Here is a 17,965-nt window from a genome sequence, read left to right as displayed (position 1 = left end):
GATGTCATCGGCCAGTCACCTCGACGCGCTGAGTTACGCCATCGCGCAGACCGGGCCCAAAGCCCGGCGCGACATCCGGCGCCAGGCGCCAGGCAGGGGGCGTTCCACCATGGTCCAGGTCGATCTCAAGCAGCTGCTCGGGCGGCTGAACCCTTACGTCAAGCGCGCGCTGGAGACGGCCGCCGGCCACAGCGTCGGCCGCGGCCACTATGAAGTGGCGGTCGAGCATCTGCTGCTGGTGATGTCGGAGGACGAGCAGCGCGACCTCGGCATCATCCTGAAGCAGTTCGGGCTCGACGCCTCCGGCCTGAAACGCGGCCTGCAGCGCGCCACCGAAACCCTCAAGACCGGCAATACCGGCCGGCCCGTCTTCTCGCCGGGGCTGATCGAACTCCTGACCGATGCCTGGCTGATCAGCTCGATCGAGCTCGGCCAGCAGCAGATCCGCTCCGGGTCGATCGTCGCGGCCCTCCTCGCCAACCCCAGTCGCTATGCGATGGCCGACTGGTTCGAGGCGGTGCGGGCGATCCCGCTCGCCGAGCTCAAGGCGAAGTTCCGCGACATCGTCGCGCCCTCGGCCGAGGAGCCGACGGTTCCCGCCGCGACGCCGGGTGCGGCCCCGGGCCAGGCCGGCAATGGCGCCCTGCCGCCCGACGGCGCGCTCGCCCGCTTCACCATCAACTTCACCGAGCAGGCCCGCAAGGGCAAGATCGATCCCGTTTTCGGCCGCGACCGCGAGATCCGGCAGATGATCGACATCCTCGGCCGGCGCCGCAAGAACAACCCGATCTGCGTCGGTGATCCCGGCGTCGGCAAGACAGCGGTGGTCGAGGGCCTCGCGCTCAAGATGGCCGAGGGTGATGTCCCGGACTTTCTCAAGAATGTCGAATTGCTCAGCCTCGACCTCGGCATGCTGCAGGCCGGCGCCGGCGTCAAAGGCGAGTTCGAGAACCGGCTCAAGGGCATCATCGACGAGGTCAAGGCCTCGCCCAAGCCGATCGTGCTCTTTATCGACGAGGCGCATATGCTGGTCGGCGCCGGCGCCTCGGCTGGCGGCGGCGACGCCGCCAATCTGCTGAAGCCGGCGCTCGCCCGCGGCGAGCTGCGCACTGTCGCGGCCACGACCTGGTCGGAGTACAAGAAGTATTTCGAGAAGGATCCGGCGCTGGCGCGGCGCTTCCAGCTGGTCAAGCTCGACGAGCCCTCGCCGTCGGAGGCGATCACCATCGTGCGCGGCCTGCGCGCGGCTTACGAGAAAAGCCACGGCGTCTATGTCCGCGACGATGCCGTTGCCGCCGCCGCCAATCTCTCGGCCCGCTACATTTCCGGCCGGCAACTGCCCGACAAGGCGGTCGACGTGCTCGACACCGCCTGCGCCCGGGTGAAGCTCTCGCTCTCCAGCAAGCCGGCCGGCATCGACGACCAGGAGCGCCGCATCGCGACGCTGCGCCGCGAACTCGCCGCGCTGGAGCGCGACCGGACCACCCTCGGCAAGGACAATCCGCGCATCGCCGAGATCGAGGAGGAGATCGCCGGGATCGAGGCCGCAAAGATCGAGGCGATCGCGCAATGGGAGCGCGAGAAGGCGCTGGTCGACCGCATCGTCGCGCTGCGCCGCGAGCTCGGACTTGGACCGGACGGCATTGCGGCGCTCGAAGCCAAGGCCGCCGACAATGACGATGGCGACGACGATGATGATGACGACCGCGACGAGGACGAGGCCGATGAGGCCGGCACGTCGCGCCAGGCGGCCGAGCAGGAGCTGCAGCAGGCCGTCGCCGAGCTGGACAGGACCCGCGGCAAGACCGCGATGATCCATTACGAGGTCACCGCCGACGCCGTCGGCCAGGTGATCTCCGACTGGACCGGCATCCCGGTCGGCAGCATGGTCAAGGACGAGGCCGCCGCCATCCTCGGCATGGCCGCGAACCTCCGCCAGCGCATCAAGGGCCAGGACCACGCCGTCGCGGCGCTGGACGAGGGCATGCGCGCCGCCAAGGCCGGGGTCAACAATCCCGGCCAGCCCATGGGCGTCTTCCTCTTCGTCGGCACCTCCGGCGTCGGCAAGACCGAGCTGGCGACACAGCTCGCCGATCTGCTCTTCGGCGGCGAGCGCTTCCTCGTTACCATCAACATGTCGGAGTTTCAGGAGAAGCACACCGTCTCCAAGCTCGTCGGCGCCCCGGCCGGCTATGTCGGCTATGGCGAGGGCGGGCTGCTCACCGAGGCCGTGCGCCAGCGCCCCTATTCGGTCGTGTTGCTCGACGAGTGTGAGAAGGCCGATCCGGAGGTGCTGAACCTGTTCTACCAGGTCTTCGACAAGGGCACGCTCGCCGATGGCGAAGGCCGGATCATCGACTTCAAGAACACGGTGATCATCCTCACCTCGAACCTCGCCACCGACATCATCACGGCGATGGGCACGCAGGAGGAAAAGCCGTCGACCGCCGAGCTGACCGAAGCGATCCGCCCGAGCCTGTCGCGCCACTTCAAGCCGGCGCTGCTGGCGCGCATGCAGATCGTGCCGTTCTATCCGCTGATGCCGGATGTGCTGAGCGAGATCGTCAGGCTGAAGCTCAACAAGGTTGGCAAGCGCTTGCGCGAGAGCCAGAAGATGGCGTTCCACTATTCGGACGCCGTCGTCGAGGCGATCACCGCCCGCTGCACCGATGTCGATACCGGCGCGCGCAATATCGACCACATCGTCAACCGCACGCTGCTGCCGGAGATCGCGACCGAGATCATCGGCCGCATGGGCGAGGAGCATGCGCCCGAAAGCCTCTCGGTCGACATCGGGCCGGAGGGTGACTTCGCCTACCGCTTCACGGTGCCGGGCTCGTCAGAGCCGGTGGCGCAGGCGGCCGAGTGACGGTGTTGCGCGAGCCCGCCCCATGCACGACCCCCTCTCGGTCGCCGAGGAGCTGATCGAGCTGACCACGACGCTCGCCACCGAGCGTCGCCTCGAGGCCCTGCTCGGGGCCGTGGTCAACTCGGCGCGCCGCCTGACGCGCGCCGAGGGCGGACGCGTGCTCGTCCTCGACCGGACTGGCCGGCATCTGCACGGCCTCGTCGGCCAGAACGACGTCGCGCCCGATGCTGCGGCGCTCTCCGGCGAGATCCCGGTCTATGCCGAGGGGAACGCATTCAACCTGCGCGACGCCAATGTCTTCGCGGCGGTCACCGGCAAGATCGTCAATCTCGCCGATGTCTATGACTATAGCGGCTTCGATTTCGTGCGGCTGCGCGAGCAGGACGAGCGCACCGGCTATCGCACCCGCTCTTTCGTCGTCGCGCCGCTCTGGAACGTCGAGGGCGTGACCCTCGGCGTGCTCCAATTGATCAATGTTCAATTGACCCCCGGTGGAGAAATCGGGGCGTTGCCCAAGGCTTTCGAGCGCGTCGTCGGTTCCTTCGCCGCCCATGCCGCGGTCGCGATGGCCAATGCCCGATTGTTCGAGGAGAATCGCGAGCTGATCCGCCAGCTCGACCGGCGCAACGCCGATCTCGCCCGCGAGAATTCGCGGCTCAAGGTGATGACCGCGCCGCGCGAGGAGCAGGTCGTCGGCGAGAGCCCGGCCTTCCAGGCGGCGCTCGACCTGGCACGTCGCGCCGCCTCCTCGTCGGTGGCGGTCCTGATGCTCGGCGAGACCGGCACGGGCAAGGACGTCTTCGCCAATGCGGTCCATCGCCTCGGCAAGCGCCGGGACCGGCCCTTCGTCGCGCAGAACTGTGCGGCTTTGCCCGAGACGCTGCTGGAGAGCGAGCTCTTCGGCCACCGCAAGGGTGCCTTCTCCGGCGCGCTCGCCGACAAGAAGGGGCTGGTGCACGAGGCCAATGGCGGCACGCTCTTCCTCGACGAGATCGGCGACATGCCGCTGCCGCTACAGGCGAAGATCCTGCGCCTGCTCGAGGAGGGCTCGGTGCGCCGCCTCGGCGACACCCGTCTGGAAAAGGTCGATGTCCGCATCATTGCCGCGACCAATCTCGATCTGCCGCAGAAGATCGCGCAGGGCAGCTTCCGCGAAGATCTCTATTACCGGCTCAGCGTCTTCCCGGTGACGATCCCGCCATTGCGCGAGCGGCCTTCCGACATTCCGCTGCTGATCGATTTCTTCCTCAGGCGCATCGCGCAGGTGCATGGCCGCGAGGGGTTTTCGCTGACGCCGCGCGCGCTCGATGCGCTCTGCCGCTGGCGCTATCCCGGCAATGTCCGCGAGCTCAAGAACATGGCCGAGCGCGCCGCACTCCTGATCGACGGCGACGAGCGCATCGACCTGAAGCACCTCCCGGCCCATCTCGCCAAGGCCGCACCCGATATCATCGTGCAGACGCCAGCGGCCGAGGGCGGCACCAGCCTGCGCTCGGCCGTGCGGCAATACGAGGCGATTGTCATCGAGAATCGCCTGCGCGAAGCCGGCTGGAACCAGAGCCGGGCCGCGCGCCTGCTGCAGATCTCGCGCCGCAGCCTGGTCGAGAAGCTGCAGCGCTACGCCATCAGGACGCCATGAGCAGGGCAGGGGCAAGAGGATGTAGCGATGGATAAGGCGGATGAGGCCGACCGCGCCCTTACCGCCTTCGTCTCGGGCAGGATGCCGTTCGAGCGGCTCGTCGCGGCGCTGAAGAGCCTCGTCCTCGGCGACGGCACGGCGCTGCCGGTGCTGGCGCGGCTGGAAAGCTGGGCGAATGAGGGGCGCCTGCCTGCCGATCTCGCGGCCCTCCTCGCCGGCGAGCTCGGTGGCAACTCGCAAGGCGCTGCGCCAGGAGACGCCAGCCTCGATCCGCCGACCGTCCCGCTTGCGCCGCCGCGCCCGGTCGCGCCTGAACCGGCCGTTGCCCTGCCGGCGGTCGGCACGATCCGCGACAAGGTCGACGAGGTCGTGGTCAACGCGCTGATCGGCGATTTCGCCGGCCTGCGCGGCCGCAACCGTAGCGGAGAGACCCGTTCGGATGCGGGGCTCGATGCCAGCTTGGCCGATTTCCGGAGCCTGCGCTTCCGGCGCGACGCCAGCAATGCCGAGGCCGGTCGCGCCCGCCGTTTCGATCTCGATCCAAGGCGCGAGACGCGCCAGATCGGGATCGGCACCATGCTGAAGGATCGCTTCATCCTCGATGCCGAGATCGGCCGGGGCGGGATGGGGACGGTCTATCGCGCCGTCGACCGACGCCGGCTCGAGGCGATGCGCCACCAGCCCTATGTCGCGCTGAAACTGCTCGGCGGCGATTTCCGTCATCATCCGGAAGCGCTGCGCACGATCGAGGCGGAGGCGCGCCGAGCCCAAGAGTTGGCTCATCCGAACATCGTGACGATCCATGATTTCGAGCGCGATGGCGGCCATCTCTTCATCGTCATGGAATTGCTCGAGGGCGAGCCGCTCGACCAGCGCATTGCCCGCGCCGGCGCGACCGCTGTCGGCTGGGAGGAGGGCAGGGAGATCCTGGAAGGCCTTTGCGCCGGCCTCGCCCATGCGCATGGCCGCGGCGTGGTCCATGCCGACATCAAGCCGGCGAACGTGTTCCTGACGGCGGGTGGCGTGAAACTGCTCGATTTCGGCATTGCCAGCGCCGCCCGCGACGGCGGCTTCGATCCGACCTCGCTCGGCGGGCTGACCATGGCCTATGCCAGCCCGCAAATGATCGAGACGGCCGAGCGCCGCACCGACGACGACGCCTATGCGCTCGGCTGCATCACCTACGAATTGCTTGCCGGCCGCCACCCCTTCGACGGCAAGGCGGCGATCGAAGCGCGGGAACGGGGTCTCTCGCCGACGAGGCCCGTCGATGTCGAGGACAAGGTTTGGCTGGCCGTGACGACAGCGCTCGCCTTCGAACGCGAGCAGCGCCCGGCGGACGCTGCGACTTTCGCGAGGGCGCTGCTCGGCTGAGCAGTTCTAGCGCTCGCCGCTGTCGACCAGGGCGGTGATGGCGGCGATGCCGTCGGCATAGGCCGAGCTCGGCGCGAGCAACGAAAACAGCCCGCCACTGCCGAGCCTGACCATGTCCTCGCTGAGCGGCAGCACCGCCGCGACCGGCACGCGATAGGTGCTGGCGATCCGGTCGGAGAGCTGGCGGAAATCGAGCGAGGGCAGCACCTTGTTGACGATCAGCAGGAGCTGCGGCACGCCGAGGCGCCGGGCGAGGTCGAGCGTCACGGCGGTGCCCTGATAATCCTGATGGTCGGGCCGCAGTACGAGCAGCAGCGTGTCCGAGATCGCGATCGAGAGCAGCGTCTCCTCGTTGACGCCGGGATGCGTGTCGATCAGCAGGTAGTCGAGCGCCAGTGCGCGGGATAGATCCTGGAAGCCGTCATTCAGCAGGTTGACGTCGTAGCCTTCCTTGACGACTCGCGCGATCTCGCCGGGCCGCACGCTCGACGGCACCAGCATGACGGCTCCGCCGGCGGCGCCGGCGGTCGTCTCGGCGATCCGGTCGGTCACGTCATGGGCGGCTTCCTCGACGCGGCAGCGCCCCCACAGATAATCGTTGAGCGTGTAGCGCAGCCGATCGGGCTCCAGCCCGAACAAGACGTGGATGCCCGGCGACTGGATATCGGTGTCGACGATGGCGACACGCCGTCCGCGCAGCGCCAGCTGGGCGGCGATGTTCGCCGTGGTGTTGGATTTGCCGGTGCCGCCCCGGTAGGAATGGGTCGAGACGATGATGGTCATGCCCGCTCGCCCTTGTCCGGGCCACCGGCCCCGTGCCGCTGCCGCATCGCCTGGGCCCGCTCCTGCAGCTCCCTGAAGTAGTCGGTCTCGACGATGGCCGCGACCTCGCGCTCCTTGCGCGTCTGGTCGATCTCGATGGCGAGGCGCTGCACCTGTGTCTTGAGGTCGGCGTTCTCGCTGGCGATGTTGCGGTTGGCATCCTCGAGCCGGCGATTGGCCTCCTTGAGCTCCGCCAGCATCTCGCCGAGCCGGAACTCGCGCGCTTCGATCTGAACCGCCATGCTGCCGAAGGCTTCGGCGAGCTCGCGCACCGTCTCCGGCGCCTCGGCATCGGCCGTCATGGCGAACAGGCTGTCGATATTGTCGTAGTCGCCGCGCGCAAGCTCGCCGCAGAGATCGCGCAGGCGCCGGGCGAAGAGGTCGGGGGAGGCGAGGCTGTGGGCATCCATGGCAGGCACAGTAGAGCGGCATCGATGACAGAAAGAGGAAGGCGCGGTTGCCTTACGGCAATGTCAACGTAGTTTCGCAATCGGGCCCTAGCGTCACAGGCGAATGACAATCGCCGATCGAAGGGCGTTGAATGCTGGCGCGCGGTATCCATGTCGTCCTTCGCAGCGACACGCATGAAATTCGGCGTCTCGCCGATGCGATCGAATATCTCGCCGACTCGCTGCAGCTGCCGCAGCCGATGATCTTCAAGCTCAACCTGGCGCTGGACGAGCTGATCACCAACGTCATCGCCTATGGCTATGCCGAGCAGAAGGATGGCGTGATCGACATCGAGATGCGCCGCCATGACGACCGCGTCGTGGTCAAGCTGATCGACAGCGCCGCCGCTTTCGACCCGCTTTCGGTGACCGAGCCCGATACGGCCGCCGCACTGGAGGACCGCAAGATCGGCGGCCTCGGTATCCATTTCGTCCGCACGCTGATCGACGAGGTCGACTATCGCCGCGACGACGACCGCAACGTCATCACGCTGACGCTTCTCTTGCCGCCGGAGCCGGTGACGGCCAACGGCGCCCACTCTTGACCGAACAGTTCCGGCCTGACCCGCCGCCACAGGAGAGCAACGGCTCATGATGGAGTCGCAGACCATCGGCGAGATGCGCGTCCTGTCGCTCACGGGCCGGCTCGACAGCATCAACGCAGCCGAGACCGAAGCCGCGATCGTGGCCGAGATCCGGGACGGCGCCACGCGCCTCGTGCTCGACTGCTCGGGGCTGACTTACGTCTCCAGCGCCGGCCTGCGCGTCTTCCTCGTCGTCGCCAAGCGCATGCGCGAGATCGGCGGCCGGGTCGTCCTCGCCGGCCTTACTCCATCGGTGAAGGAGGTTTTCGCGATCAGCGGCTTCCTGCAGATCCTCACGGTCTGCGAGAGCCGTGACGATGCCATCGCGATGTATGAGCAAGAGGCCTCGCGATAGCAATCTTCGGCGCGGGTTCGCCTCTGATCGGAAGCCATGCGGGGCGGTGTCGCTCTGGCGATGTCATGATCGAGATGGCGAGCCTAGCAGTCCGTCCTTTCGGCGGCGCTGGATCGGCCGGCGCGAGCAAACAGACCCAATATGACCTCTCGGGCCCAGCGCAGCATGGCGTTCTGGGCGTGACGCCGGCTCCAATGCAGCGCCACGCTGAAATCGCGCTGCGGCAGGGCCGGCTCGAGCAAGGCAAAGGCGCCGATCGGCTCGAGGCCGAGGCCGATCTGGCGCGGCATCAGCACGGCGAGATCGGTGGCGCGGATGATCGGCGGCAGTGCCATGAAGCTGGAGACGACCAGGCGGATGCGCGGATCGAGATGCAGCATCTCCAGCATCCGCTCCGTCTGGGCGTGCGATCTGACGGCGACGAAGTCGAGCTTCGCGATGGCTTCCGCGCTGAGCGCGCCGTCGACAGCCTGGCGCGTCACCGGGTGGTCGGCGCGGACGAAGACCTGGTAGCGGTCGCTCAGCATCTCCGCATGGGCGCTGCCGCCGACCGTCGGCAGGAAGCCGAGCGCGAAATGCAGCTGGCCGTTGTCCAGCGCCTCCGAGATCGCCTCATGTGGCCAGGCGCGCGCGACAATGCGCAGGTTCGGCGCGATCTCGCGGAAGGTGGTCATCAGCGGCGGCAGGAAGCGCCCTTCGCCGATATCGCTGAGATGCAGGCGCAGCTCGGCATCCGTCGTGGCGGGCTCGAAGTTCTCGCCTTCGCTGAGGCCGGCTTCCAGCAGCGCGAGGCCAGCCTGGACCGAATGTGCCAGACGCTCGGAGCGGGCCGTCGGCCTGACGCCGCCGGCGACGCGCTCGAACAGCGGGTCGCGCAACAGCAGACGCAGGCGGGTCAGGGCCTGGCTCGTCGCAGGTTGCGAGAGGCCGAGCTCCTCGGCCGCACGGCTGACATTGCGAGTGCGGTAGACCGCGTCGAACAGCCTCAGCAGGTTCAGGTCGATGGAATCGATATTCGCCATACGAATAAGACTTAGTTGCTTCATCTAATTGAGCAATGGTCAGTGCGTCGTCACAGTGCCCTCCGATCCGAGGGACGCGCATGCGAGCCGACAACACATCATCCTCAGCCCGCCCAAGCGTCCGTGAAGCCGTGCTGGATCTGCTGCGCCAGCTTGGGATCGACACCGTCTTCGGCAATCCCGGCTCGACCGAACTGCCGATGTTCCGGGAGTATCCCGAGGACTTCCGCTATGTGCTCGGCCTGCAGGAAGCGGTCGTGGTCGGGATGGCCGACGGCTATGCCCAGGCGACGCGCAATGCGGCGCTGGTCAACCTGCACTCGGCCGCCGGTGTCGGCCACGCCATGGGCAACATCTTCACCGCCTTCAAGAACCAGACGCCGCTGCTGATCACCGCCGGCCAGCAGGCCCGCTCGATCCTGCCCTTCGATCCTTTCCTCGCCTCGGTGCAGGCGACCGAATTGCCCAAGCCTTACGTCAAATGGGCGATCGAGCCGGCGCGCGGCGCCGACCTGCCGCTTGCCCTGGCGCGGGCCTATCACATCGCCATGCAGCCGCCGCGCGGCCCGGTCTTCATCTCGATCCCGGCGGATGACTGGGACCAGCCGGGCGAGTTCGTCCTGCCGCGCCGGGTCAGCCGGGCGCTGGCGCCGGCGCCGGACGCAATCGCTGCGATCGCCGAGCGCCTCAACGCCAGCAAGCGGCCGGCCTTCGTCGTCGGCGCGGGCGTCGCCCGTGATCAGGCTGTTGACGATGTCGTCGCACTGGCCGAACGCCATCAGGCCTCGGTCTATGTCCCACCGATGTGCGCGCGCTGCGGCTTCCCCGAGCGCCATCCTCAGTTCTGCGGCTTCCTGCCGGCAATGCGCGAGAAGATCGTCGAGCGCCTCGCGCCGCACGACTTCATCCTGGTGCTGGGCGCGCCGGCCTTCACCTATCATGTCGAGGGCAACGGGCCGCATGTCCCGCCGGGAGTTGGGCTCGCGCAGATCGTCGACGATCCGCAGCAGGCGGCCTGGGCGCCCGTCGGCGACAGCGTCATCGCCAGCCCCGACCTGGGAGTGCGCGCGCTCCTCGCCGCGAGCGCTCCCCACGCCGGGCGCGAGGCGGCGCTGTCCCGCCCCGCGCCCCCGATCCCATCGCCCGGCGTCCCGATGTCGGCCGCCTACGCGCTGTCGGTGATCGACCGGGAACGTCATGCCGACGACGTCGTGGTCGAGGAGGCGCCGAGCACTCGCTCGACCATCCAGACCTATCTGCCGATGAATGGCGCCGACAGCTTCTACACCATGGCGAGCGGCGGGCTCGGCCACAGCATGCCGGCGGCGGTCGGCATCGCACTGGCCCGCCAGCGCCTGAAGCTGCCGGGACGGGTGATCGCGCTGATCGGCGACGGCTCCAGCCTCTATTCGATCCAGGCGCTCTACAGCGCCGCGCAGCTCGACCTGCCGATCACCTTCCTGATCGTCAACAATCGCCGCTATGCGGCGCTGCAGGATTTCGCACCGGTCTTCGGCTACGCGCCGAACGACAAGCCGGCCGGGACCGAACTGCCGGGCCTCGATTTCACGCAATTGGCTGGTGGACAGGGCGTGCCGGGCGAGCGGGTCGAGCGTCCCGAGGATCTCGCCCCGCGCCTGCGCGCCGCCTTCGCCGCGCCCGGCCCGAACCTGATCGACATCGTGATCGCCTGAGCTTCGAGGATCGAGAGATGACCGACACCATCAACCTTCTGATCAACGGCAAGGCGGTTGCCGCGACAGGCGGGCGCGTCTTCGAGCGCCGCAATCCGCTCGACGGCTCCATCGCCAGCCGCGCCGCCGCGGCGACGCCCGACGATGCCCGCTTGGCAGTGGACGCCGCTGCCCGCGCCTTCCCGGCCTGGTCGCAGACGCCCCCCGCGAAGCGTCGCGAATTGCTGGTCAAGGGCGCGCATGCGCTCGAAGCCCGCGCCGCCGATTTTGCAGCGGCGATGTCGGCCGAGACCGGCGCCTCCGCCATCTGGGCCGGCTTCAACGTCCATCTCGCCGCCGACATGCTGATCGAGGCCGCGGCGCTGACGACGCAGATCAGCGGCGAGGTCATCCCCTCCAATGTGCCGGGCAGCCTCGCCTTGGCGGTGCGCCAGCCGGCCGGCGTCGTGCTCGGCATGGCGCCGTGGAACGCCCCGGTCATCCTCGCCACCCGCGCCGTCGCGGTGCCCCTCGCCTGCGGCAACACCGTCGTGCTGAAGGGCTCGGAGCTCTGCCCGCGCACCCATGGGCTGATCATCGCGGCGCTGCAGGAGGCGGGCCTTCCGGAAGGCGTCGTCAACTTCGTCACCAATGCACCTGAGGACGCCGCTGAGGTCGTCGCGGCAATGGTGGCGCACCCGGCGGTGCGGCGGGTCAACTTCACCGGCTCGACCCATGTCGGCCGGATCATCGCCAAGCTCTGCGCCGAGCATCTGAAGCCGGTGGTGCTCGAGCTCGGCGGCAAGGCGCCGGCACTCGTCCTCGACGATGCCGATCTCGACGCGGCTGTCGCCGGCATCGCCTTTGGCGCCTTCGCCAATTCCGGCCAGATCTGCATGTCGACCGAACGTATCGTGGTCGATAGCAAGATCGCCGACGACTTCGTCAGGCGGCTTGCCGCAAAGGCAACGAGCCTGCCGCTCGGCGATCCCCGAAAGGGGCCGGTGGTGCTCGGCTCGGTCGTCGACATGAAGGCGGTCGAGCGCTGCAACGCCCTGATCGACGACGCGCTCGCCAAGGGCGCGACGCTCGTCTGCGGCGGCAAGGCGGAGACGACTTTGTTCCCGGCGACGCTGCTCGACCATGTCACCCCGGCGATGCGGATCTATGGCGAGGAGAGCTTCGGCCCGGTCAAGGCGATCGTGCGCGTCGACGGCGAGGAGGCCGCGATCGCCTGCGCCAACGACAACCCCTATGGCCTCTCGGCCGCCGTCTTCACCGGCGATACGGCGCGCGGCTGGCGCGTCGCGGCCCGGATCGAATCCGGCATCTGCCATGTCAACGGCCCCACCGTGCATGACGAGGCGCAGATGCCGTTCGGCGGCGTCAAGAACAGCGGCTATGGCCGTTTCGGCGGGCGCGCCGGCATCGAGGCCTTCACCGAACTGCGCTGGCTGACGCTGCAGACCGCGCCGCGCCACTACCCATTCTAGACGCGCCGAAGAGCGCGATCCAAGCCGAGGGAGGACAAGTCATGACGTCTGGGCAAGGCTCGATGACCACGCCGTGCGGCTCGCCCCCGACCCGTCGGCAGATGCTGGCGCTGACCGGCGCGGCGCTGCTTCATCCGGCGTCCGCCGGCGCCGCGAGCTGGCGTCCGAGCAAGAGCGTGCGGCTGGTGGTGCCCTTCGCCGCCGGCGGGGCCAACGACATCATCGCCCGCGTGCTCGGCGAGCGCTTGAGCGCGATGTGGCAGCAGCAGGTCTATATCGACAACAAGCCGGGCGCGAGTTCCAACATCGGCTCGGCCGACGTGGCTCGCTCCGAGCCTGACGGGCACCATCTCCTGATCACATCGAGTGCGATCACGGTGAACCGCTTTCTCTTCGGGAAGCTGCCCTTCGACCCGCTCGCCGACTTCGCTCCGCTGTCGCTCGCGACCGTCATTCCCAATGTGATGGTGGTGCCCCCGGGCTCCAGCGCGCGCACGGTCGGCGACTTCATCGCCATGGCGAAGGCGAAGCCCGGCACGCTGAATTTCGGCTCGGCGGGGGTCGGTTCCTCGCTGCATCTGATTGGCGAGCTGTTCAAGCGCGCCGCCGGCATCGAGATGACCCACGTCCCCTATCGCGGCGCGGCACCCGCCATGCAGGACCTGATGGGTGGGCGCATCGACGTCATGTTCGACACGGTGACCGTCTCGATCAGCCAGATACGCGGCGGCACGATCCGCGCCATCGGCGTCTCGACGCAGGAACGTGTCCCGACGCTGCCAGAGGTGCCGCCGATCGGCGACACCCTGCCGGGCTTCGATGTCGGTTCCTGGTTCGCACTCTTCCTGCCGGGCAAGACGCCGCCCGAGATCGTCGCACAAGTCTCGGCCGACGTGCAGGCCGCGCTGCGGCACGAAACGGTGAAGACCCGGATCGAAGAGCTCGGCGGCCGTGTCGTCGCATCGACGCCGGATGCGCTGGCCCGCTATATGCGCGAGGAAACAGACCGCTGGGGCAAGTTGATCCGCGACGCCGGGATCAAGGCGCAGGACGGCTGAGCGCCTCGCCACTCAGCGGCTGCCGGCACAGTGAGATCGTCCTCAACCGGCTATTCGCTGGTCTCGTCCTGGGCGGGCTGGCGAGCGTCGCAAGGCTCTCGCAGGCGGCAGTGCAGCAGGCCATGCTGCGCGTCCATCATTTTCTGCGCACATCGAGCCCGAGTGCTTCGGCGATGATGATGGTCTGGTCGATCGTGATGATCGCGTCCTTCAGCCGGACATGCTCCGGCTCGATCGCGCTCAGATCGCTTCCGCGCAGATCACAGCGTGAGAAATCTGCGCCATGGAGCCATGAGCCCGACAAATCGACATCTCGTATCGAACTGCCCTGGCATTGGGCTCCCGTCAGGTCCGCCTCCCGCAACCGGGTTCGGTCGAAGGAGGCGCGGCGCAGATCGGCTCCAGGCAGTCCAGCGAAAGACCAGTCTCCGTCCGTGACCCGCATGTTGTCGAACTGGCAGCCATCGAACAGGCTTCCGATGAACTTGCATTCGATGAATGTGCTGTCGAAGAAGTTGCACGAGACGAAGGTGCAGTTCACGAAGGCCCCGCCATGGTGCGTGGAGGTGCTGAAGCGCGCGCGCCGAAACGTGCAGGCGTCGAAAACGCTGCCGATATTCCGCGCTTCCGTCAGATCGAGATCGACAAACAGCGTGTTTTGATAGCGCTGCCGCTGGATTTCCTGGCCGTACCAGTCCGCGCCCGCGATCGTTTCGACGGTTTTCGGTGCCGGTTCACCGTATTTTCGTTCCACCATCAGCCGCTCATGCCGAAAGGCGCCTGTCCGCGGAAGGCGGAAGGACCAGGCCGGGTCGCAGTGGAGGCCGGGGCAAGTGCTTGTTCTCGGGGGTGTCCTTCGCCATGCCGCCTCCCTGAATGGGTGTAGCTCCGGAGCATACGCGCTTGTGGCTCTCTCGGGCCACTTGTCGATCGGCATCGTGTTCGACAGGCTGAATACCCGCGGCTTACCGAAAGCCGAACAGCTCGGCCGGGTTATCCACCAGGATGCGGTTGCGCACGCGCTCATCGGGAACGATTTCGCCGAGCAGATCGACAAGCTCGCCGTCGTCGGGCATCGGGCCGTGCAGGTTCACATGCGGCCAGTCGCTGCCCCAGACGACGCGTTCCGGCGCATGGCGGACGAGGCTCGCCGGGATCGCCAGCGCATCGCGATAGGGTGGGCCTTCGGCCGAGAGGCGATCGGCGCCGCTGATCTTGACCCAGATGTTGCCTTTGTCGAGCAGACTGCGCAGCGCCGTGATCGCCGGGCCATCGGCGCCTTCGGCTACAGGCGGGCGGGCCATATGGTCGATGACCACGGTTGCCTCAATGGCGCGGATGAAGTCCGTATAGCGGGTGACGTCATGCCCGGTCACGTGGATGGCGATATGCCAGCCGAACGGCTTCACCTTGGCGATCACCTCTTGCACGGCCGTGAGATCCGGGGCGCCGCCAAGATGGGCAAGAAAGCTGAAGCGCGCGCCACAGAAGCCGGCCGCGTCGAATTCCGCGATCATCTTCTCGGTGTCGGTCGGTCGGATCAGGGCCACACCGCGATAGCGCTTCGGATTCTCGCGCAGCGCGGCAAGAACCGGCCCGTGATCGAAGCCATGCCCCTGGCTCTGGACGATCACCGCGCGTGCGAACCCAAGACGATCGTGCAGCGACCGCAGCGCCGCTTCGGGCGCTTCGTTCGGCGTGAAACTGCGCCCATCGGGCAACGGGAAGCGCGCGAACGGACCGAAGATATGGCAATGGCTGTCGCAGGCGCCGGCCGGCAGGGCGAAGCCGGGTTTGCGCGGATCGGGGTTCGGCGTCGGGCCGTCAGGTCGCAGGGACATGGTTCGTGCCTTCTTCAGTCGCAACGCGCGGTCATGCCGCCGTCGACGACGAGTTCGGTGCCGGTGACGAAGCGTGCCTCGTCCGAGGCGAGGAACAGGGCCGCGTAAGCAGTATCGCGGCCATCGCCCATGAAGCCGAGCGGGATGCGCGCCTGCCGCGCCGCCAGCAGAGTCTCGATATCACCGCCGGTGCGTTGGCCGGCGAGGCGGGTCTCGACCATCGGCGTGTGCATCTGACCGGGGACGACGGTGTTCACACGGATGCGCTTGGGCGCATATTCGACCGCCGTGACGCGCGAGAACTGGATGATTGCCGCCTTGGCCGAGGCGTAGGCGACCTGGGCCGAGCCGGTCCAGCGCAGGCCCGAGGTCGAGGCCGTGTTGACGATCACCCCGCCGCCTACGGCTTCCATCACCGGGATGACATGCTTGCAAGCCAGGAAGACGCTGGTCAGGTTGAAATCGAGCTGGGCGCGCCAGCGCTCCTCGCTCAACGCCACCGCGCCGCCTGCTGCCGAACCGCCGACATTGTTGACGAGGACGTCGATCGTGCCGAAGCGCGCGACGCAGGCGCGGACCGCTGCCTCGACCTGCGCGCCGTCGGTCGCGTCGCAGAGATGGGTGGCGATCATGCCGCCTTCTTCTTCGACGCGTGCCACCGTCTCCGCCATCGTCTCGGCCTTGAGGTCGACGGCGAAGACCTTGGCGCCCTCGCGGGCGAAGAGCACGGCGGCGGCACGCCCATTGCCCCAGCCGGGCCCGACGCAGCCGGCGCCGGTGATGAACGCGACCTTGCCGGCGAGCCGGCCCTGTCGTGACGGCGTGGTCATGGTGCGAGCTCCGGAGTTTCGCCTTCCGGCAGGCCGATCTCGAAGGCGTTGAGGGTCATCGAGACGAGCGCGTAATAGCCGAGCATGCCGACGAGCTCGACGGTGCCGGCCTCGCCGAGCGTGGCCACCGCTGCCTCATGGACCGGCAGGGGCACGACATGGGTCTCAATCAGCGCCATTGCATAATCGTAGACAGCCCTGGCGCGTCCGTCGGCGAAAGCAGGCTCCCGGCGCTCAGCGATTGCCGCGATCACGGCGGGGTCGAGTCCGGCCTTCAGCGCCTCGCGCTTGTGCACGAACCATTCGTAATGCGAGGTCCAGTGCCGCGCTGTCACCAGGATGGCGAGTTCGGACAATGCCGGGCCGAGGCTGGTGTCGTAGCGCAGGAACTCGCCGAGGCGCTGGGCACGGGCGCCGAATTCGGGGCTGTGGATCCAGGCCCTGAGCGGTGCCGGCATGCGGCCGCGCTTGCCGGATGCAGCCTCCTCGGCAGTGCGCTTCTGCTCCGGCGTCATCGTTTCGGGTTCGACGGTGCTGATCCGCATGGGCGCGTTGTCTCCTTGTCGATCGGTCAGGCGCGCCGGTAGGGCGCATAGAGATTGACGAGGGTCGGCGCAGCGCTACCGGTTGCGAACAGCGAGGCGAGGTCTGCCGTCTCGACTGGCCGCGCGAAGGCGGCCAGCACCCAGGTGGACGTTCCGTCGTCGAAGAGCCGTAGCTGGCGCAGACCTTCCGCCCGGCCGGCCGCCTCCCGCAGTCTCGGCAATGCATCGCCTGAACGCGTCGCATAGTGTGCCAGGCCCAGACGGCAGATCGTCTCGGGTGCGGGAGCGAGTGCCTCGCCCGGATGGATCTGCTCGGCGACGATGCGTTGGCGCCCGAGCGTTCGCGGCAGGATGCGCCGACTCCACGGCGTCGAATTCGCACCGGACACCGCGGCATAGGCTGCACCATCGAGCGCAGCAGTCGAGGTCAGGTCATAGATCGCCAGCCAACGCGGCCAGCCGGACAGGCAGACCCAGCGCGAGCCGGACTCGAAGCCCGGCAAGGCGAGCCGCTGCGGCAGATGCTCGCTGTCGTACCAGTCGTGGAATTCCTCCTCCAGCGTCGCCGGAGGCTCTATCATCACGAGCAGCAGGCCCTTAGCCATGGCTGTGCCTTTCCTCTCGCGGCAGCTTCCCGAAGAAGGCGAGAAGCCGCTCAGCCATTTCGGCTGGAGCCTGCATCGGCATGATGTGCCCGCTCTCGAGCACCGCGAACTCGGAGCCGGCAATGCTGCGTGAGAGCCTTTCAACCTCCGCCGGTGGCCGCAGCTCGTCATGGCGGCCGGCCAGGAAGAGGCAGGGCCGCGTAATCCCGGGGAGGCGCTCGACGATACCGCCCTCGGCGAGGGCGAGATTGGCCGCCGCATAGCTCGCGGGATTGGTCGCGAGAAAGCGGTTCCGATAACGCGCGAACGCCGCGTCGTCCTGGCGCAAGGCGGGCGGGTAAGAGCGCTGCAGGCTCGCCTCCGCGATCGAAGCCATGCCCTCGGCACGCGCCCGCGCGCCTCGTTCCTCGAGATAGGCCCGGCGCTCGGCGGAAACAGCCAGTGCCGGGGCGCAAAGAGCGAGGGCAGCGACTGCTTCGGGACGCAGGAGAGCGGCGGTGACGGCGATGGCGGCCCCGGCCGCAACGCCGACGAGCCGACAGGGCTCGCGTCCGAAGGTATCGGCGATCAGGTCAAGCACGAGGTCGGCCCCGTTTGCCAGCGTGACCGGCATCTGCGCCGGCGCGGTCATGCCGCAGCCGCTCTGGTCATAGGCCAGCACCCGGTAGGATCCCGTCAGATGCGGTATGAGCAACTCGAAGCTGTCGAGCGATCCGCCGAGCTCATGGATGAGGACGAGCGGCGTGCCAGCGCCCGCGACACGAGCGTTCACGGCCTGCGCCTTCGCGGCGAGCGGCATCATCGTC

Annotated in this window: 17 protein-coding genes; 8 read left to right on the top strand and 9 right to left on the bottom strand. The window is 68.0% G+C overall.

Annotation, left to right across the window (positions count from 1 at the left end; translation table 11 throughout):
• The first annotated feature begins 1 nt into the window (after position 1).
• Genes tssH through AC07O0_RS09340 form a run of 3 tightly spaced genes read left to right on the top strand, consistent with a single transcriptional unit; the run spans position 2 to position 5,882 of the window.
• A complete protein-coding gene (gene tssH / locus AC07O0_RS09350; RefSeq protein WP_494622201.1) occupies positions 2-2,869 on the top strand; it encodes a type VI secretion system ATPase TssH in 2,868 nt (955 codons plus the stop codon).
• A 22-nt stretch (positions 2,870-2,891) separates the two neighbouring features.
• On the top strand, positions 2,892-4,508 hold the full coding sequence (locus AC07O0_RS09345; RefSeq protein ID WP_494622199.1) for a sigma 54-interacting transcriptional regulator: 1,617 nt from the start codon (positions 2,892-2,894) through the stop codon (positions 4,506-4,508).
• A 27-nt stretch (positions 4,509-4,535) separates the two neighbouring features.
• Positions 4,536-5,882: a serine/threonine-protein kinase gene (locus tag AC07O0_RS09340; protein ID WP_494622198.1), complete on the top strand. Its 1,347-nt coding sequence runs from the start codon at positions 4,536-4,538 to the stop codon at positions 5,880-5,882.
• A gap of 6 nt (positions 5,883-5,888) precedes the next feature.
• On the opposite strand, the gene AC07O0_RS09335 is transcribed toward AC07O0_RS09340, so the two are convergent.
• Both AC07O0_RS09335 and AC07O0_RS09330 read right to left on the bottom strand, forming a co-directional pair.
• Positions 5,889-6,665 carry a MinD/ParA family ATP-binding protein gene (locus AC07O0_RS09335; RefSeq protein WP_494622196.1) on the bottom strand — a complete coding sequence of 259 codons (777 nt, stop codon included), beginning with the start codon at positions 6,663-6,665 and terminating at the stop codon, positions 5,889-5,891.
• Positions 6,662-7,114: a hypothetical protein gene (locus AC07O0_RS09330; protein WP_494622194.1), complete on the bottom strand. Its 453-nt coding sequence runs from the start codon at positions 7,112-7,114 to the stop codon at positions 6,662-6,664. The genes AC07O0_RS09335 and AC07O0_RS09330 overlap by 4 nt, the downstream gene beginning before the upstream one ends.
• Before the next feature lie 131 nt (positions 7,115-7,245).
• Between AC07O0_RS09330 and AC07O0_RS09325 the strand changes: the two genes are divergently transcribed.
• Both AC07O0_RS09325 and AC07O0_RS09320 read left to right on the top strand, forming a co-directional pair.
• The gene (locus tag AC07O0_RS09325) at positions 7,246-7,698 is read left to right on the top strand and encodes an ATP-binding protein (protein WP_494622192.1); all 453 of its coding nucleotides are present in this window, start codon (positions 7,246-7,248) and stop codon (positions 7,696-7,698) included.
• Positions 7,699-7,747: 49 nt separating this feature from the next.
• Positions 7,748-8,092: an STAS domain-containing protein gene (locus AC07O0_RS09320; protein ID WP_494622190.1), complete on the top strand. Its 345-nt coding sequence runs from the start codon at positions 7,748-7,750 to the stop codon at positions 8,090-8,092.
• 83 nt (positions 8,093-8,175) lie between these two features.
• Here the strand turns inward: AC07O0_RS09320 and AC07O0_RS09315 are convergent, their stop codons facing one another.
• Positions 8,176-9,114 (bottom strand): LysR family transcriptional regulator, encoded by a 939-nt coding sequence (locus AC07O0_RS09315; RefSeq protein WP_494622188.1) that lies wholly within the window; start codon positions 9,112-9,114, stop codon positions 8,176-8,178.
• A gap of 80 nt (positions 9,115-9,194) precedes the next feature.
• Here AC07O0_RS09315 and mdlC point away from each other — a divergent pair, with 80 nt between their 5' ends.
• From mdlC to AC07O0_RS09300, 3 genes are read left to right on the top strand one after another with little or no spacing between them, the layout of a single operon-like run.
• The gene (mdlC, locus tag AC07O0_RS09310; RefSeq protein ID WP_494622186.1) at positions 9,195-10,808 is read left to right on the top strand and encodes a benzoylformate decarboxylase; all 1,614 of its coding nucleotides are present in this window, start codon (positions 9,195-9,197) and stop codon (positions 10,806-10,808) included.
• A gap of 17 nt (positions 10,809-10,825) precedes the next feature.
• Entirely contained in the window at positions 10,826-12,280 is a 1,455-nt protein-coding gene (locus AC07O0_RS09305; protein WP_494622184.1) for an aldehyde dehydrogenase, read from the top strand.
• A gap of 41 nt (positions 12,281-12,321) precedes the next feature.
• Entirely contained in the window at positions 12,322-13,338 is a 1,017-nt protein-coding gene (locus tag AC07O0_RS09300) for a Bug family tripartite tricarboxylate transporter substrate binding protein (RefSeq protein ID WP_494622182.1), read from the top strand.
• 136 nt (positions 13,339-13,474) lie between these two features.
• Here the strand turns inward: AC07O0_RS09300 and AC07O0_RS09295 are convergent, their stop codons facing one another.
• The 6 genes from AC07O0_RS09295 to AC07O0_RS09270 all read right to left on the bottom strand — a co-directional run bounded on the left by AC07O0_RS09295 (position 13,475) and on the right by AC07O0_RS09270 (position 17,958).
• Positions 13,475-14,095: a pentapeptide repeat-containing protein gene (locus AC07O0_RS09295; protein ID WP_494622180.1), complete on the bottom strand. Its 621-nt coding sequence runs from the start codon at positions 14,093-14,095 to the stop codon at positions 13,475-13,477.
• Positions 14,096-14,303: 208 nt separating this feature from the next.
• A complete protein-coding gene (locus tag AC07O0_RS09290) occupies positions 14,304-15,179 on the bottom strand; it encodes an amidohydrolase family protein (RefSeq protein WP_494622178.1) in 876 nt (291 codons plus the stop codon).
• Between the two features lie 14 nt (positions 15,180-15,193).
• On the bottom strand, positions 15,194-16,009 hold the full coding sequence (locus AC07O0_RS09285; protein ID WP_494622176.1) for an SDR family NAD(P)-dependent oxidoreductase: 816 nt from the start codon (positions 16,007-16,009) through the stop codon (positions 15,194-15,196).
• Entirely contained in the window at positions 16,006-16,554 is a 549-nt protein-coding gene (locus tag AC07O0_RS09280) for a carboxymuconolactone decarboxylase family protein (protein WP_494622174.1), read from the bottom strand. Before AC07O0_RS09280 ends, AC07O0_RS09285 begins: the two co-directional genes overlap by 4 nt.
• 26 nt (positions 16,555-16,580) lie before the next feature.
• Positions 16,581-17,159 carry a hypothetical protein gene (locus tag AC07O0_RS09275; RefSeq protein WP_494622172.1) on the bottom strand — a complete coding sequence of 193 codons (579 nt, stop codon included), beginning with the start codon at positions 17,157-17,159 and terminating at the stop codon, positions 16,581-16,583.
• Positions 17,152-17,958 (bottom strand): alpha/beta fold hydrolase, encoded by an 807-nt coding sequence (locus tag AC07O0_RS09270; protein WP_494622170.1) that lies wholly within the window; start codon positions 17,956-17,958, stop codon positions 17,152-17,154. The genes AC07O0_RS09275 and AC07O0_RS09270 overlap by 8 nt, the downstream gene beginning before the upstream one ends.
• Between the last annotated feature and the right edge of the window lie 7 nt (positions 17,959-17,965).

It is taken from the genome of Allobosea sp. GW821-FHT10B12 (assembly GCF_059415545.1).
Note: the sequence above shows the minus strand (reverse complement) of the source record. Positions and strands in the feature narration are given on the sequence as shown.